Source organism: Micromonospora chersina (assembly GCF_900091475.1).
GTDB classification, from domain to species: domain Bacteria; phylum Actinomycetota; class Actinomycetes; order Mycobacteriales; family Micromonosporaceae; genus Micromonospora; species Micromonospora chersina.
This window is the reverse complement of record NZ_FMIB01000002.1, coordinates 5,970,184-5,986,800: the sequence shown is the minus strand read 5'-3', so window position 1 is coordinate 5,986,800 and position 16,617 is coordinate 5,970,184. Positions and strand designations below refer to the sequence as shown.

Below are 16,617 nucleotides of genomic sequence, written 5' to 3'. Positions count from 1 at the left end.
GTCCTCTCTCATCGGTCTTTCCGCTCGGTCTGCGCCTGGATCCGCCGGAGGTGCGCGTCGAGCCGGTCGAAGTTCGCGTCCCAGAACCGCCGGTAGGTCTCCATCCAGGCCGTCGCCTCGCGCAACGGCTCCGGGTTGAGGCTGCTGGACCGCCACTGGGCGCTCCGGCTCCGGGTGATCAGCCCGGCGTGCTCCAGCACCTTGAGGTGCCGGGAGATCGCCGGGAGGCTGATCGCGAACGGCTCGGCCAGCTCGGAGACGGTGGCGTCCCCCTCCGCGAGCCGGGCGAGGATCGCCCGCCGGGTCGGGTCGGCCAGCGCCGCGAAGATGACGCTGAGACGATCCTCGGCCACTGCTTAACCACCTCGTTAATTAACGGATGCGTTAAACATAGAGGCCGGAGCGACCCCCGTCAACCACTTCCGGTGTTCAGCGGGCGCGGCGGACCCGGAGCACGGCCACCACCACGACCGCCACCACGAGCGCGGTCATGAGGACCGCCCCCGGCGCCTTGGTGAACCGGGCCAGGTTCGTGCCGTCGGGCAGGGTGAGCACCGAGGCCACCGCGCAGGGGGCCACGAACCACACCGTCCGGGCCACCGCGACCGTCGCCACGGCGAGCAGGGCGAGGGGCCAGGTCGCGTACCAGGGGTGGAAGACCGGGGCGAGCAGCACGGTGGCGGCCAGCGCCAGGCCGGCCCCGGCCAGGGCCACCCGCTGCCGGGCCGTCCCCTGCCGGACGTCACCCGGCCGGCGCAGCGCCGTCCAGGCCCGCCACCAGAGGACCACGAGCAGCACCGCGAGCACGGCCAGCGCGACCGCCCGGACCACCGGCACGGCGTCCGGCTCCCGGCCGACGAGGGCGCCCGCGTAGTCGACAACGAGCCCCACCGCGGTCGGCGGCGACGTCCACTGCTCCGAGTCACCGCTGCGGGCCACGCCGCGTACCCAGCCCGGCCCGAGCCCGGTGGCCAGGCTGGTGACCACGAGCGCGGCCAGCACTCCCCCGGCCAGCCGGCCGCCGTCGCGCAGCAGCGCACGCCAGGTGTGGCGGCCCGACACGGCGGCCAGCGCCGCGAACGGGAGCACCACCACGGCGACGGCCTTCACCGCCACGGCCAGCCCGAGCAGCAACCCGGCGACGACAAGCGCCCGCGGCCGGCCGGGCCGGCGGACCAGCAGGAGCAGGCCGGACAGCAGCAGCCCCAGGCCGACCGCGTCGTTGTGGGCGCCGGCCACCAGGTGCACCCCGACCAGCGGGCAGGCGAGCGCCAGCCACACGGCCCGCCGGGCCGGCACCCCGACGGCCCGGGCCAGCCCCGGCAGGCAGAACGCGGCCAGCAGCACCCCGGCCACGGCCACCACCCGCAGCAGCACGATCGCGCCGACCAGGCCGCCGCCGAGCAGCACGGCCACGCCGGCCAGCAGCACGAAGAACGGGCCGTACGGCGCCGGGGTGTCCCGCCAGATCGGCGACACGCTGTCCGCCCACGGGCAGCCAGCGGCCACCACCCCGACCCGGTAGGGGTCGGCGCCGTGCGTCCAGGACCAGCCCTGGCACGCGTACGAGTAGACGTCCCGGCTGCCCAGCGGCGGCGCGGCCAGCAGCGGCAGCGCCCAGAGCCCGGCGGTCAGGTACGCCCACCGGCCCGACGGGGCGCCCCAGCGCAGCGACCACCAGGCCCCGACCAGCAGCACCGTGCCGACCAGCCAGCAGCCCAGCACCGCCGGGCCGTGCGGGGCCCGCCAGGCGTCGCCGAGGCTGGTCACGGCCGGGGTGTCGGGGAGCGCGCCGCCGAGCCAACCGGCGACGGCCAGCAGCGCGGCGCCGGCGAGTCCGGCGTACCGGGCGAGCGCGGCGGCCACCGGGCGGACCGGTCCGTCGGGCACCGCGCCGGGCTCGCTCACCGGCACCTCTCCTCAGTCGGCTCCTCGGTCGGCGGGGACCGGCCGGCGGGCCGCCCGAGCCGAACGTACCAACCGGACCACCACGACGATCACCAACAGCGTCATGAGGGGCGCGCCGGGCATCTTCGTCCAGCGGGGCAGGCCGGTGCCGTCGGCCAGGACCAGGAACGACGACACGAGCGCGACGAGCGAGAACCAGCCGGTGCGGCGGGCGGTGGCGGCGAGCACGGTGAGGGGCCACATCCAGTACCAGGGGTGGAACAGCGGCGAGAGCGCGACCGTCGCGGTCAGCGCCAGGCCGGCGTGCCAGAAGGGTTCCCCGCGGCGCAGCGCCCGGAACCAGAGCCAGACCAGCACCGCCACCAGCACCACCACGGCGATCCCCCGGGTGACCGGCAGCGCGTCGATGTGCGCCCCGAAGAGCGCCGCGACGTACCCGGCGGTCTGCCCGACCGCGGTGGGCGGCGACGTCCACGCCACGACCAGCCCGCCCTGCTCCAGCCCACTGATGAAGCCGAAGTCGAGGCCCGCCGCGAGGGTCACGGCGACCACGGCGGTCACCGCCGCGCCGACCACCCACGCGCCGTCGCGGGCCAGCGCCCGGACCCGGTACGGCCCGGCGATCGCGGCCAGCGCGGCGAACGGCACCACGACCAGCGCGGTGACCTTGACGGCGGCGGCCAGGCCGAGCAGCAGCCCACCGGCGAGCAGCGGCAGCGGCCGGCCCGGCCGGGCCGCCACCACGGCCAGCCCGGCGGTCAGCAGGCCCACCATGAGCGCGTCGTTGTGTGCCCCGGAGACGAGGTGCACGGGGACCAGCGGGCAGGCCAGTGCCAGCCAGAGCGCGCGCTGCGGCGGCACCCCGCAGCGGCGGGCCAGCACCGGGAGGGCCCACGCGGTCAGCGCCACCCCGGCCACGGCGAGCAGCCGGAACAGCGCCACGCTGCCGGCCAGCGACCCGGCGGCCGAGACGACCGCCCCGGAGAGCACCACGAACAGCGGCCCGTACGGCGCCGGGGTGTCCCGCCAGATGTAGGAGATGGTGTCCAGCCAGGGGCAGGGCAGCGCGGCCACGCCCTGCTCGTACGGGTTGATCCCGGCGGAGTAACTGGCGCCCTGGCAGGCGTAGGCGTACGCGTCCCGGCTGCCCAGGGGTGGGGTGACAAGCATCGGCAGCAGCCAGAGCGCGACCGTGACGAGCACCCAGCGGGTCGACGGCGCGCTGTCGCGCAACGACCACCAGGCCCAGGCCAGCAGGGCGGTGCCGACCAGCCAGAGGCCGATGACCAGGGGCCCGTTCGGGCCCTGCCAGATGCTGACCGGGGTGGGGCGCAGGTCAGCGTGCGGCAGCGCGCCGCCGAGGTAGGCGGCCACGGCGAGCAGCACCGAGCCCGCCAGGCCGATCCAGCGCGAGAGGTGGTGAGGCACGCCGGACATGCTGCCAGTACGGTGGGTCGCGATCAGGAGGTGGGCATGCGGGGCGGTCGGGTGGTGGCGGTGTGCGCCGCGTCCGCGCTGGTCCTCGCCGTGCTCTATCTCACCCTGCCGGCCACCGGCTCGGACCTGTCCGCCCAGGTGGCCCGGGCCGGCTTCTTCGCCGACCACGGGGCTGCCCTGGTCGACCTGCGCTGGTACGGCGGGGTCCACCCGTGGGGCTACAGCCTGGTCTCGCCGCCGCTGATGGCCCTGCTCGGGGTCCGCCCCACCGGCGCGCTCGCCCTGCTGGCCTCGGCCGCCGCGTTCGCGGCCCTGCTGGTCCGGACCCGGGTGCCCCGGCCGCTGCTGGGCGGCCTGGTCGGGGTGCTCACCATCGCCGGCAACCTCGTCTCCGGCCGGGTGACGTACGCCCTCGGCGTCGCCTTCGGCCTGACCGCGCTGCTCGCCCTGACCCTGCCCGCCGGGGCCACCGGCCGCGCCCGGTGGTCGCGCGCGGTGCTCGCCGGCCTGGCCGCCCTGCTCGCCTCCGCGGCCAGCCCGGTGGCCGGCCTCTTCGTCGGTCTGGCCGGCGCCGCGCTGCTGCTCACCCGCCGGTACGCCGACGGCCTGCTGCTCGCCGTGCCCGCCGCCGCGCCCCTCGCGGTGACCGGGCTGCTCTTCGGCGAGGGCGGCTGGATGAACATCAGCCGCGCCGACACCCTGCACGCCGTGGTGACCAGCCTGCTGGTGGCGGCGCTGGTGGCGTACCGGCCGGTGCGGGCCGGTGCGCTGCTGTCGGCGGGCGGGGTGCTGGCCGCGGCGCTGCTGCACACGCCGGTGGGGCTCAACGCGACCCGGCTGGTGGTGATGTTCGCGCTGCCCGTGCTGGCCGCCGCCGCGACGCTCCCCCGCCGGCTGACCGACCGCCGGCCCGGACGCCACCCCGCCGCGCCGACGGTCGACCCGGGGCCGGCAGGTGAATCCGGGTCGGCGGACGGCCCGGGGCCGACGCGGTCGGCACGGCGGCGGGCGGTGACGGCCGTCGCGCTGGGCGCGTTGCTGGCGGCGGTCTGCTGGTGGCAGCCGCCCGTGGTCACCGCCGACCTGGCCAGCCGGGACGATCCCACGGCCGACCCGGCGTACTTCGCGCCACTGCGCGCCGAACTGGACCGGCGCGGGCTGACCGGGCGGGTGGAGGTGCCGCCGACCCGCAACTACTGGGAGGCCGCGCACCTCGGCGAGGCGCCGCTGGCCCGGGGCTGGCTGCGCCAGGCCGACATCGCCCGCAACCCGCTCTTCTTCACCACCGTTCCCGGCGCGTCCGGCACCGGCGTCCCGCTGACCGCGGACACCTACCGGGCCTGGCTCGCGGAGAACGCCGTGCAGTACGTCGCCGTGCCCGACGTGGAGCTGTCCTGGGTGGGGCGGCCGGAGGCGGAACTGGTCCGGGCCGGCCTGCCGTACCTCCCGGAGGTCTGGTCCGGCCCGCACTGGCGGCTCTACGCGGTCAGCGACCCGACCCCGCTGGTCGGCGTACCCGGCGAGCTGGTCCGCCAGGACGCCGCCACGGTGACCTTCCGCGCCCCCGGTCCGGGCCCGGTGCCGGTACGGGTCCGCCACGACCGCTGGCTGAGCGTCACGGGCGGGGCCACGCTCGCCCCCGACGGCGAGTGGACGACCGTGACGGTCCCGCGCGCCGGCACGTACACCCTCGGCGGCTGACCCGGACGCCCGGCGTGGCGCGGCCGGGACGCGGCGGCGAGCCAGGCCGACGAGGCCGGTCAGGCCGGGGCGTCGAGCACCCGCTCCATGGCCGCGCGGGAGCGCCGGCCGGCGCGCAGGTACTCGTCGAGGAACTCCCCCGGGTCGTCCCCGCCGAGCAGCCGCACCACGCCGGCCAGCTCGACCCCGTGCCGGGGCAACTGGTCACCGGCCCGGCCGCGGACCAGCATGAGCGCGTTGCGGACCTGGGCGGCGAGGGTCCAGCCGGCGGCCATCTCGGCCGCGTCCTCGGCATCCACCAGGCCGGCGTCCCGGGCCGCGGCCAGGGCGTCGAGGGTACGCGTGCCGCGCAGCGCGGGCAGCCGGCCGGCGTGCCGGAGCTGGAGCAGCTGCACGGCCCACTCCACGTCGGCGAGCCCGCCCCGGCCCAGCTTCGTGTGGGTGGCCGGGTCGGCGCCCCGGGGCAGCCGCTCGGTCTCCACCCGGGCCTTGATCCGGCGGATCTCCACGACCTGCTCGCGGGTCAGCCCGTCTGCGGGGTACCGGATCGGGTCGACGAGCGCCTCGAACTCGGCGCCCAGGTCGGCGTCGCCGCAGACGAACCGGGCCCGCAGCAGCGCCTGCGCCTCCCACACCTTCGACCAGCGGGCGTAGTACTGGGCGTACGCGGCGAGGCTGCGGACCAGCGGGCCCTGCCGGCCCTCGGGGCGCAGGTCGGCGTCGACCCCGAGCGGCGGGTCGGGGGCCGGCGCGGACAGCAGCCGGCGCAGCTCCTCGGCGACGGCGTGCGCGGCGGCGCCGGCGGCCCGCTCGTCGGCCCCCGGCGGCGGGTCGTAGACGAAGAGCACGTCGGCGTCGGAGAGGTAGTTCGACTCGCGCCCGCCGAGCCGGCCCATGCCGATCACCGCGAAGCGCAGGCCGGGCGGTCCGGGCTGGGCGGCCCGGGCGGTCCGCAGCGCGGCGGCCAGCGTGGCGTCGGCGACGTCGGAGAGGGCGACGCCCACGGCGCTGACGTCCGCCAGGGTGGGCTGCCGCCCGCCGCCGTCCGCCGTCCGCGGGGTGAGCGGGGCGAGCGCGCCGGCCCGGCTCAGCACGTCGGCGCAGGCGAGCCGGACCAGCTCGCGGCGGCGCAGCGCGCGGACGGCGCGGGTGGCCTCGACGGGGTCGGGGTGCCGGGCCGCCGCGGCGGTGAAGCCCTCGGCGAGCACCTCCCGCGGGCGGGGGGTCAGCTCGGTGTCCTCGGCCAGCAGCCGCAGCGCCTCGGGCTCGCGGGCCAGCAGGTCGGCGGTGTACCGGGAGGAGGAGAGCACCCGGGCCAGCCGGCGGGCCACCGGGCCGGAGTCGCGCAGCAGCCGCAGGTACCAGGGGGTGCTGCCGAGCTTGTCGGAGACCTGCCGGTAGTTGAGCAGCCCGCGGTCCGGCTCGGGCGCGTCGGCGAACTCGCTGAGCAGCACCGGCAGCAGGGTGCGCTGGATGGCGGCGGTGCGGCTCACGCCGCCGGTGAGCGCCTGAAGGTGCCGCAGCGCCCCGGCCGGGTCGGCGAAGCCGAGGATCTCCAGCCGGTGCCGGGCCGCCTCCGGGGTGAGCCGCAGCCCCTCGGCCGGCACCCGGGCGACCGCCTCCAGCAGCGGCCGGTAGAGCAGTTTGGCGTGCAGCCGGCGTACCTCGGTGGCGTGGGTGACCCACTCGGCGCGGAACTCCTCGACGGCGCTGCGGCCCGGGGTGGCCGCGTGGCCGAGCGCGGCGGCCAGCCAGCGCAGCGCGTCCGGCTCGGTCGGCACGGTGTGGGTGCGGCGCAGCCCCTGGAGCTGGAGCCGGTGCTCGACGCCGCGCAGGAAGCGGTAGCCGCGCAGCAGCGCCTCACCGTCGGCGCGGCCGACGTAGCCGCCGGCAACAAGGGCGCGCAGCGCGGGGATGGTGCCGGGCGCCCGCAGCGACTCGTCGCCCCGGCCGTGCACGAGCTGGAGCAGTTGGACGGCGAACTCGATGTCGCGCAGCCCGCCCGGGCCGCGCTTGATCTCGCGTTCCAGCTCCTTCGGCGGGATGTTGTCGATGATCTTGCGGCGCATCGCCCGGACGTCCTCCACCGCCTCCGGCCGCTCGGCCGCGGTCCAGACCAGCGGGGCGAGCGCGTCGATCCACTCCCGGGCCAGCGCCAGGTCACCGGCCGCCGGCCGGGCCTTGAGCAGCGCCTGGAACTCCCAGGTGCGGGCCCAGCGGCGGTAGTAGGCCAGGTGGCTGGCGAGGGTGCGGACGAGCGGCCCCCGGTTGCCCTCGGGACGCAGCGCGGCGTCGACCGGCCAGGCGACCAGCCCGCAGACGTGGATGAGCCGGGTGGCGACCTGGGTGGCGGCCGCGAGGTCCTCGTCCGTGGCGGCCACGAAGATGACGTCCACGTCGGAGACGTAGTTGAGCTCGTCGCCGCCGCACTTGCCCATGGCCACCACGGCCAGGCGGGGCCGGGGCGTGCCCTCCGGCAGCTCGTCCACGGCGATGCCGTAGGCGGCGGCCAGGGTGGCGTCGGCGAGCCCGGACAGCGCCGCCATGGTCTGCTCCAGGCCGCGCCCGCCGGTCAGGTCGGCCGCCGCGATCCGCAGCAGCGCCAACCGGTACGCCTGCCGCAGCACCGGGATCGGGCCGGTGGCGGCGGTCAGCCGGGCGGCGCCGGCCAGGTCGAGCCGGCCGTCGGCGCGGGGCGCGAGCCCGTCCGGCTCGGTGGCCAGCACGGCCCACTGGTGGGGATTGGCCACCAGGTGGTCGCCGAGCGCCGAGGAGGCGCCGAGGACCGCGACCAGGCGGCGGCGCAGCCCCGGGTCGGCGGCGAGCGCGTCCAGCAGCCCCGGCTCCGCACCGGTACGCCGTTCCGCCTCCACGAGACGGTGCAGCTGGCGCAGCGCCAGGTCGGGGTCGGCGGCCCGGGACAGCGCGGCGAGCAGCTCGCCGGCCGCTTCGTCGGCGGGTTCCTGCTCCTCGGTGCGCCACAGTCCGAGGCCGTCCGGACCGAGCAGGTCGGCCGCGCGCACCCCGCCGTCGCCCTCGGCGAAGCCGTAGCGGGCCAGGCGTCCCCGGGTCGGTCGGGTCACGTCAGTGCCCGAGCAGCGGCAGGCTGGGGCGCGGGATCGTGGCGTCGTCCAGCTCGCCGAGGGCGAGGGCGGCGAACCGGATGGCGAACGGCTGCCAGACCTCCTCCACGTCGGCCATCACCCGGTCGCAGGCGGCCACCACCAGCTCCGGGTCGTAGCCCAGCTCGGCCAGCAGGTCGGAGTCGCGGGCCCAGTCGGCGATCATCGCGGTGTCGCACTCGATGTGGAACTGGAGCCCCCAGGCCCGGTCGCCGAGGCGGAACGCCTGGTGCGGGTAGCGGGTCGACGCGGCCAGCAGGGTGGCACCGTGCGGCAGCTCGGTGATCTCGTCGGAGTGCCACTGGAGCACGTCCGGCATCAGCGGGACGTACCGGAAGAGCGGGTCGGTGTCGGCGGCGTCCCGCTTGCCGACCACCGCGGGCCCGACCTCGGGCCCGGACGGGCTGCGCTCGACCTGGCCCGCGTGGGCCGTCGCGAGCAGCTGCCCGCCGAGGCAGACGCCGAGGGTGGGGATCCGCTGCCGGACCGCTTTGCGCAGCAGCCCTTCGAGGGCCGGGAACCAGGGCGCGCCGGGGCTCCCGTCGGCCTGCGGGTAGGCCTGCTGCTCGCCGCCGAGCACCACGAGGGCGACGTACCCGTCGAGGTCGGCGGGCAGCTCGTCGCCGGCGTGCGGGCGCAGGACCCACAGGTCCAGGCCCCCCTCGGTGAGCCACTCCCCCAGGCGGCGGAGGTCGTCGGTCGGGTCGTTCTCGATCACCAGCGCGGTCGCCACGACGTCGAGGCTATCCGGTGCGCCCGACCCCGGTCGGTCCGGCTCGGCCGCACTAGGCTCCGGTCGTGGCCACCGACGACTGCCTGCGCCCACCGGTCCTGCGTCCCGGCGACCAGGTGATGCTGGTCTCGCCCTCCGGACCGACCCGGCCGGAGCGGGTGGCCCGCGGCATCGAGCTGCTCACCGGCTGGGGGCTGCGGCCAGTGCCCGCGCCGCACGCGTACGCCCGCCAGGGCTACCTGGCCGGCGCCGACGAGCTGCGGGCCGCCGACCTGAACACCGCGTTCGCCGACCCGGAGATCCGTGGGGTGATCTGCACCCGGGGCGGCTACGGCGCGCAGCGGGTGGTGGACCTCGTCGACATGGCGGCGGTCCGCCGCGACCCGAAGGTGGTGGCCGGCTTCTCCGACATCACGGCGTTGCAGTTCGCGCTCTGGCGGGGCGCCCGGCTGGCCGGCGTGCACGGCCCGGGCGCGGCGTGGCGGGACGACCGCACCCCGCTCCGCTCGGCGGAGTCCCTGCACGCCGCGCTGATGACCACCGAACCGGTGACCGTGGAGGCGGTGAAGGAGGAGGAGACGTACGCCGTCCGGGTGCCCGGCCGGGCGGAGGGACGGCTGCTCGGCGGCAACCTGTGCCTGATCACCGCGTCCATCGGCACCCCGGACATGCCCGACCTGACCGGGGCGGTGCTGCTGGTGGAGGAGGTGCAGGAGCCGCCGTACAAGGTCGACCGGATGCTCACCCACCTGCGCCGCTGCGGCGCCCTCGACGGGATCGCCGGTGTCGCGGTGGGCCAGTTCACCGAGTGCGCCGACGGCTGGGACACCACCATCACGGACGTGCTCACCGACCGCCTCGGCGACCTCGGCGTCCCCGTCCTCGGCGGCCTCCCCATCGGCCACGGCCCCGACCAACTGACCGTCCCGGTAGGCACCCAAGCCGTCCTCGACGCCACCACCGGCACCCTGACAGTGACCCCAGCCGTCCGCTGACCCCGCCCGGCCCCCCAACCCACCGCGGCGATCATGAAGTTGGCGGCAGTCGTGGATCTTCAAATCGCCGCCAACCTCATGATCACCGGGGTCAGGGGGCCAGGTGGGCGACCGCGCCGGTCTCCAGGGCGATCCAGACCGTGCCGTCGGGGGTCACCGTCAGGCCGTGGGGTTCCGAACCGGGGGTCGGCAGGTGGTGGTTGGTGATGTGGCCGGAATTGTCGATGTGGCCGACGCGGTTGGCGGCCCACTCGGTGAACCAGCAGCCGCCGGCCGGGTCGGCCACGATGGCGTGCGGGCGGGCCGCGCGGTCGGGCAGCGGGAACTCCTCGATCCGCCCGTCCGGGGTGATCCGGCCGAGCTGACCGGCGGCGATCTCGACGAACCAGAGCGCGCCGTCGCCGCCGAGGGTGATGCCGACCGGTCCGGCGGCCTCCGTGGGCAGGGCGTGCAGGGTCACCTGGCCGTCCAGCGCGACCCGGGCGACCGCGTTCGCCTGGTGGAGGGTGAGCCAGAGCGCGCCGTCCGGCCCGGCGGCCAGCATCGACGGGAAGCCCTTCGCGACCGGCAGCGGGAAGGTCGTGACCGCCCCGTCGACGGTGACCCGGCCGACCGTGTCGTCGCCCATGCCGGCGTACCAGAGGGCGCCGTCCGGGCCGACGGCCAGGCCGCACGGCGCGGTCCCCGGCGGGAGCGCCACGGAACTGGTCCGCCCGTCGACGGTGATCCGGCCCAGCCGGTGGTCGCCGGAGCGGGTGTACCAGAGCGCGCCGTCCGGGCCGGTGGTGATGATCAGCGGGCGGCTCTCCGCCGGATCGGTGCGGTACGTCCGCACCTCGCCGTCCGGCGCGACCCGGGCGACGCCACCCGTGCCGGCCAGCGTCAGCCACAGGGCCCCGTCCGGGCCGGCGGTGATCCCGTACGGTCCCGAGCCCGGTTCGGACAGCCCGATCTCGCGGATGGAGGGGTTCGTCATGCGGCTTCGCCTTCCGTCGGTGACCGGCCCACCCTGCCGCCCGCCGCGTGCCCCGGCAGCTGGTTTGTCCCGGTTCTCGGGGGCGATTGCCAGCGCGCTGACAGGTTCGCCACGGGTCGCGCCCAGCTACGCCGGTCACTGTCGGTGACGTCATCGCACCACCACCCAGAGGAGAACCGCATGATCCGCAAGATGTCGAGGAAGCACCTGCTGGCCGGCCTGGCCGCCGCCGGGGTGCTCGGCGTCGGGATCGCCGCCCCGACGGTGGCGCTCGCCGACGACAAGAGCCCGAGCCCGGCCCCGAGCGCCAGCACGAGCACCGACCAGAACAGCGACCGGCAGCAGCAGCGGGCCGACCGGCAGGCCGAGTTCGCCGAGGCCCTCGCCAAGGAGTTGGGCGTCCCGACCGACAAGGTCACCGCGGCGCTGGAGAAGCTGCGCGAGCAGCGCCAGGCCGACCGGCCCGAGCGGCCGTCGACCGAGGACCGGCAGGCCGCGCTGAAGGACCGGCTGGACCAGGCCGTCAAGGACGGCAAGCTCACCCAGGAGCAGGCCGACGCGGTGCTGAAGGCCGCCGAGGCCGGGGTCTTCCCGGGCCCGGGCGGTCACGGCCACCACGGCGGGGACTTCCGCCCCGGCAACTGACCCGGGTGGCCCCGCCGACCCGCACCGGCCGCACCTCCCTCCCGGCCGGCACCGGCGGGCCACCCACCGAACGCGGCGCTCCGGGTGCGTCTGTTGTCGTCGGGACGGCAACGGACGCACCCGTTCGCTCATCCGGCGGCGGGCGGGGTGAAGACACCGATGCGGTTGCCCGACGGGTCGAGCACGTGGGCCCAGATCAGCCCGCTCGGGGTGGTGCGCACCGGCACCAGCACCTTGCCCCCGGCCGCCTCGGCCCGCCGGCACGCCTCCGCCACGTCGGTGACCTCCGCGTAGAAGATCGCGTAGTTCGGGGAGTCGCCGTCGGTGGCGCGGATCGCGCCCCCGATCCCCCGCTCCCCACCGGCGGCCGTCTGCCGGTACGACGCCCCCGGGCCGCCCTGCTCCTCGAAGGTCCAGCCGAACAGGTCGGCGTAGAAGCGCTCCGCCTCCGCCGGGCGGTCGGAGCCGATCTCGAACCAGGTGACGGGCGTGCTGGACATGCTTCCTCCTGTGGCTCGCGCCGGCCGGTCGGCCGGCGTCGTCAGGAGTCAGCCTCGGTCACCTCCGCGACACCGTCCTGTCGGTGTTTCCACCGGATCACACGAGGCTCAGTGGACGGACCCGGCCGGCGGGGATGTCCAGGTCCTCGGGGCGCAGCTCGCGGGTCACCGCCTCGGCGAGCGGGTGCACCGAGACGATCCGGTCGGTGCGGAAGCAGCGCACCCCGCCGCGCAGCCGGCACCAGGCGACCAGGTACCAGTGCGTCGGGTTGCCCAGGTAGGCCAGCGGTTCCACGTCCCGCGCCGAGACCGCGCCGGCGCGGTCGGCGTACCGCAGGCGGAGCACGCGGCGGGCGGACACCGCGTCGGCCACGGCGGCCGGGACGGGCGTGGCCGGCCCGCCGCCGATCAGGTGCACCCGGCCGGCCAGCCGGTGCGCCTCGGCGGCGTCGGCGGGCGGCATCACGGCGACCAGCTTGCGCAGCGCCGCGCCGGCGGCCGGGGCGAACGGCGTGCCACCCAGCCGGTGCAGCGCGACGGCCATCGCCACCGCCTCGCCGGGGGTGAGGTTGACCGGAGGCAGGGTGCGGGCGCGGTCGACCACGTAGCCGCCGGTGCGGCCCGGCTCGGCCCAGATCGGCACCCCGGCACCCTGCAACGCGGTGATGTCCCGCTCGATGGTGCGGGTGCTGACCTCGAAGCGCCCGGCCAGCCAGCGGGCGCTGCGCGGTCGCGGCGACACGGCCCGCAGCTCCTCCACGAGGGCGTAGAGACGGTCGGTGCGGTTCACGCCCGGAGGCTATGCCCCGGGTACGACAGCGCTCAGGCGATGCAGGCGCAGACGATCAGGGCGGCGCCGAAGTGGGTGGCCGCGCTGACCCGGGCCGCCGGGTGCGGCTCGTCGGCGCAGATGACCTCGCCGAGCCGGCCGGGGGTGAGCAGGTCCAGCACGAAGAAGGCCAGCGCCATCACGAGCAGGCCGACCAGGCCGAAGATGATCGTGGAGGCCAGCCCCTTGCCGAAGTCGCTGTAGCTGGTGAGGATCGCCGTGAAGACGATGCCGGCGATGCCGAGCTGGTTGGCGGCGAGCAGCAGCGCGGCGTTGCCGTTGCGGCGCACCCAGATCAGCTCCCGCAGCTTGCCGGGGGTGAGCAGGTCGACCAGCAGGAAGCCGGCGGCCAGCAGCGCCACCCCGACGACCCCGAACACGATGCTCTGCCACGCCCCGTTGAGCAGGTCTCCCAGCACCGAACGCCCTCCCCGGCCTCGCCCGCCCGACGCGGCTGCCGGGGCGGTGCCGCAGACGATAGCGGCACCGCACCACCATGATCTAGAGCGACAGGTAACGCTCCCGCTCGTAGGGGGTGACCTCGCGGCGGTACTGCTCCCACTCGGCCCGCTTGTTGCGCAGGAAGAAGTCGAAGACGTGCTCGCCGAGCACCTCGGCCACCAGCTCGGAGCCGGCCATCACGTCGATCGCCTCGGCGAGGTTCTCCGGCAGCGCCTCGTAACCCATGGCGCGGCGCTCGGCGCTGCTCAGCGACCACACGTCGTCCTCGGCGCCCGGGGGCAGCTCGTAGCCCTCCTCGATGCCCTTGAGGCCGGCGCCGAGCATGACCGCGAAGGCCAGGTAGGGGTTGGTCGCCGAGTCCAGCGAGCGGACCTCGACCCGGGCCGAGTTCGGCTTGCCGTAGGCGGGCACGCGGACCAGCGCCGACCGGTTCAGGTGACCCCAGCAGACGTACGCCGGGCTCTCGGTGATCCGGTCCGGCAGGTGCTGCGGGAAGAGCCGCTTGTAGGAGTTGACCCACTGGTTGGTGACGGCCGTGTACTCCCGGGCGTGGGTGAGCAGGCCGGCGATGAACGACTTGGCCACCTTGGAGAGCTTCATGGGGTCGCCGGCGTCGTGGAACGCGTTGCGCTCCCCCTCGAACAGCGACAGGTGGGTGTGCATGCCGCTGCCCGGCTGGTCGGTGAAGGGCTTCGGCATGAAGCTGGCCTGCACGCCGGTGGAGAGCGCGACCTCCTTCACCACGTGGCGGAAGGTCATGATGTTGTCGGCGGTGGTCAGCGCGTCGGCGTAGCGCAGGTCGATCTCCTGCTGGCCGGGGGCCACCTCGTGGTGGCTGAACTCCACCGAGATGCCGATCCGCTCCAGCGCCAGCACCGCCTGCCGGCGGAAGTCCCGGGCCACCGCGTGGGTGGTGTGCTCGAAGTAGCCGCCGGTGTCCACCGGGGTGGGCACCGAGCCGTCCTGCGGGCCGTTCTCCAGCAGGAAGAACTCGATCTCCGGGTGGGTGTAGAAGGTGAAGCCCTTCTCGGCCGCCTTCGACAGCGCCCGGCGCAGCACGTGCCGCGGGTCGGCCCACGACGGGCTGCCGTCCGGGAGCAGGATGTCGCAGAACATCCGGGCACTCTCGCCGCTGACCCCGCCCTCGAACGGGAAGACCTGGAAGGTCGTCGGGTCGGGCATGGCCACCATGTCGGACTCGAAGACCCGGGCGAAACCCTCGATGGCCGAGCCGTCGAAGCCGATGCCCTCCTCGAAGGCCGCCTCCAGCTCCGCCGGGGCCACCGACACGCTCTTGAGCGTGCCGAGCACGTCGGTGAACCACAGCCGGACGAACCGGATGTCCCGCTCTTCCAGCGTACGGAGGACGAACTCCTGCTGACGGTCCACTTCCACCCCTCGCGACACATACGTCCGAACCCGGTCGGGCCGGTCCGGCCTGACCGCCCAGTGTCCACCGGGCTCGTTACGCCGACGTTACGCCCCCGGCGTCTCCCGCGTCCGGTCGGATTCGGCCCCTTCCGCTGGGGCAAGATGAGGGCATGCCCACCCTGCGTCTCGCCCTGTGCCAGGTCGACCCGACGGTCGGCGACATCGCCGGCAACGCCGACCTGGTCCGCGCTTGGACCCGGAAGGCCGCCGACGCCGGCGCCCAGCTAGCCCTCTTCCCGGAGCTGATGCTCACCGGCTACCCGGTCGAGGACCTGGTCTTCCGCCGGTCCTTCGTCGCCGCCTCGCGGGCCGCGCTGCACCGGCTCGCCGCCGACCTGGCCGCCGACGGCCTGGGTGACCTGCCGGTCCTGGTGGGCTACCTCGACGCGGACGGCCCGCCGCAGGTCAGCGCCGACGCCGAGCCGGGCAAGGGGGCCCGCAACGCGGCCGCGCTGCTGCACGGCGGGGCGGTGGTGGCCACCTACTTCAAGCACCACCTGCCCAACTACGGCGTCTTCGACGAGGACCGCTACTTCGTCTCCGGCGACGCGCTGACCGTGGTCCGGATCGGCGGGGTGGACGTCGCGCTGACCATCTGCGAGGACCTCTGGCAGGCCGGCGGCCCGTTCGCGGTGGCGCGGCACGCCGGCGTCGGCCTGGTGCTCAACATCAACGGCTCGCCGTACGAGCTGAACAAGGACGACATCCGGCTGCCGCTGGTCCGGCGCCGGGCGGCCGAGGCGGGCGCCGCCATCGCGTACGTGAACATGGTCGGCGGCCAGGACGAGCTGGTCTACGACGGCGACTCGATGATCGTCGACGCGACCGGCACGCTGCTGGCCCGGGCGCCCCAGTTCGTCGAGCACCTGCTGGTGCACGACGTCGACCTGCCGCCGGCCAAGGAGCCGGTCGACGGCGAGCAGGCCGCCGGCGGCATGCGGATCGTCCGGGCCAAGGTCAGCGACATCCTCCCCCCGGCGCCCGTGGGCGAGGTCGCGGTCGGCGGGATCATCGCGCCGGTCGCCGACGAGGCGGAGGTCTGGCAGGCGCTGGTGGTCGGCCTGCGCGACTACGTCAACAAGAACCGCTTCCCGTCGGTGGTACTCGGCCTCTCCGGCGGCATCGACTCGGCGGTGGTGGCGGCGCTGGCCGTCGACGCGCTCGGCCCCGACCGGGTGGTCGGGGTGTCGCTGCCCAGCCAGCACTCCTCCGAGCACTCCCGCGCCGACGCCGAGGAGCTGGCCAAGCGGACCGGCCTCGACTTCCGGATCGAGCCGATCCAGCCCATGGTGGACACCTTCCTGGCCAACATGTCGCTCTCCGGGGTGACCGTGGAGAACCTCCAGGCGCGGGTGCGTGGCGTGATCCTCATGGCGCTGTCGAACCAGGAGGGCCACCTGGTCCTCACCACCGGCAACAAGAGCGAGCTGGCGGTCGGCTACTCCACCCTGTACGGCGACTCGGTGGGCGGCTACAACCCGGTCAAGGACGTCTGGAAGACGCTGATCTGGCGGCTGGCCAAGTGGCGCAACGCCGACGCGGAGCGGCGCGGCGAGACGCCGCCCATCCCGGAGAGCTCGATCGGCAAGCCGCCGTCGGCCGAGCTGAGCCCCGGCCAGCTCGACAGCGACAGCCTCCCGGAGTACGACGTGCTCGACCCCATCCTGATCGGCTACGTCGACGGCGACCTGGGGCGGGAGGGCCTGGTGGCGTCCGGCCACGACCCGGCGATCGTGGACCGGGTGCTGCGGATGGTGGATACCGCCGAGTACAAGCGCCGGCAGTCCGCCCCCGGCACCAAGATCTCCATCAAGGCGTTCGGCCGCGACCGGCGGCTGCCCATCACCAACCGCTGGCGCGAGGACGGCTGACCCGGTC

General features: G+C 75.6%; 14 protein-coding genes. 4 read left to right on the top strand and 10 right to left on the bottom strand.

The genetic code is table 11. From position 1 onward, the window contains the following. Positions 1-8: 8 nt before the first annotated feature. From GA0070603_RS27970 to mptB (GA0070603_RS27960), 3 genes are all read right to left on the bottom strand, one after another. On the bottom strand, positions 9-353 hold the full coding sequence (locus GA0070603_RS27970) for an ArsR/SmtB family transcription factor (RefSeq protein ID WP_091319919.1): 345 nt from the start codon (positions 351-353) through the stop codon (positions 9-11). Positions 354-429: 76 nt separating this feature from the next. Further along, positions 430-1,908: a polyprenol phosphomannose-dependent alpha 1,6 mannosyltransferase MptB gene (mptB, locus tag GA0070603_RS27965; RefSeq protein WP_091322367.1), complete on the bottom strand. Its 1,479-nt coding sequence runs from the start codon at positions 1,906-1,908 to the stop codon at positions 430-432. 12 nt (positions 1,909-1,920) lie between these two features. Further along, positions 1,921-3,336, bottom strand: a complete 1,416-nt coding sequence (gene mptB, locus GA0070603_RS27960; protein ID WP_208862955.1) for a polyprenol phosphomannose-dependent alpha 1,6 mannosyltransferase MptB — start codon at positions 3,334-3,336, stop codon at positions 1,921-1,923. A 45-nt stretch (positions 3,337-3,381) separates the two neighbouring features. On the opposite strand from mptB (GA0070603_RS27960), the gene GA0070603_RS27955 reads away from it, so the two are divergent. After that, positions 3,382-5,046: a hypothetical protein gene (locus GA0070603_RS27955; RefSeq protein ID WP_091319917.1), complete on the top strand. Its 1,665-nt coding sequence runs from the start codon at positions 3,382-3,384 to the stop codon at positions 5,044-5,046. A gap of 59 nt (positions 5,047-5,105) precedes the next feature. Here the strand turns inward: GA0070603_RS27955 and GA0070603_RS27950 are convergent, their stop codons facing one another. Together GA0070603_RS27950 and GA0070603_RS27945 are read right to left on the bottom strand one after the other, a co-directional pair. Continuing rightward, complete coding sequence (locus tag GA0070603_RS27950) at positions 5,106-8,129, bottom strand: bifunctional [glutamine synthetase] adenylyltransferase/[glutamine synthetase]-adenylyl-L-tyrosine phosphorylase (RefSeq protein ID WP_091319916.1); 3,024 nt, start codon at positions 8,127-8,129, stop codon at positions 5,106-5,108. 1 nt (position 8,130) lies between these two features. Continuing rightward, entirely contained in the window at positions 8,131-8,901 is a 771-nt protein-coding gene (locus GA0070603_RS27945) for a type 1 glutamine amidotransferase (RefSeq protein ID WP_091319914.1), read from the bottom strand. Between the two features lie 65 nt (positions 8,902-8,966). Here GA0070603_RS27945 and GA0070603_RS27940 point away from each other — a divergent pair, with 65 nt between their 5' ends. After that, positions 8,967-9,896 (top strand): S66 peptidase family protein, encoded by a 930-nt coding sequence (locus GA0070603_RS27940; RefSeq protein ID WP_091319912.1) that lies wholly within the window; start codon positions 8,967-8,969, stop codon positions 9,894-9,896. Positions 9,897-9,987: 91 nt separating this feature from the next. Here the strand turns inward: GA0070603_RS27940 and GA0070603_RS27935 are convergent, their stop codons facing one another. Continuing rightward, positions 9,988-10,872, bottom strand: coding sequence for a Vgb family protein (locus GA0070603_RS27935; RefSeq protein WP_091319908.1), 885 nt, complete (start codon positions 10,870-10,872; stop codon positions 9,988-9,990). Positions 10,873-11,052: 180 nt separating this feature from the next. On the opposite strand from GA0070603_RS27935, the gene GA0070603_RS27930 reads away from it, so the two are divergent. Beyond that, the gene (locus GA0070603_RS27930) at positions 11,053-11,517 is read left to right on the top strand and encodes a hypothetical protein (protein WP_091319905.1); all 465 of its coding nucleotides are present in this window, start codon (positions 11,053-11,055) and stop codon (positions 11,515-11,517) included. A 128-nt stretch (positions 11,518-11,645) separates the two neighbouring features. Here GA0070603_RS27930 and GA0070603_RS27925 read toward each other — a convergent pair whose 3' ends face one another. The 4 genes from GA0070603_RS27925 to glnA form a co-directional block, all read right to left on the bottom strand. After that, the gene (locus GA0070603_RS27925; RefSeq protein WP_091319902.1) at positions 11,646-12,017 is read right to left on the bottom strand and encodes a VOC family protein; all 372 of its coding nucleotides are present in this window, start codon (positions 12,015-12,017) and stop codon (positions 11,646-11,648) included. Positions 12,018-12,114: 97 nt separating this feature from the next. Next, a complete protein-coding gene (locus GA0070603_RS27920) occupies positions 12,115-12,807 on the bottom strand; it encodes a helix-turn-helix transcriptional regulator (protein ID WP_091319898.1) in 693 nt (230 codons plus the stop codon). 32 nt (positions 12,808-12,839) lie between these two features. After that, a complete protein-coding gene (locus tag GA0070603_RS27915) occupies positions 12,840-13,265 on the bottom strand; it encodes a DUF350 domain-containing protein (RefSeq protein ID WP_091319893.1) in 426 nt (141 codons plus the stop codon). An 82-nt stretch (positions 13,266-13,347) separates the two neighbouring features. After that, on the bottom strand, positions 13,348-14,697 hold the full coding sequence (gene glnA / locus GA0070603_RS27910) for a type I glutamate--ammonia ligase (RefSeq protein ID WP_091319891.1): 1,350 nt from the start codon (positions 14,695-14,697) through the stop codon (positions 13,348-13,350). A 152-nt stretch (positions 14,698-14,849) separates the two neighbouring features. On the opposite strand from glnA, the gene GA0070603_RS27905 reads away from it, so the two are divergent. Further along, positions 14,850-16,610, top strand: coding sequence for an NAD+ synthase (locus GA0070603_RS27905; RefSeq protein WP_091319889.1), 1,761 nt, complete (start codon positions 14,850-14,852; stop codon positions 16,608-16,610). Positions 16,611-16,617 lie beyond the last annotated feature (7 nt).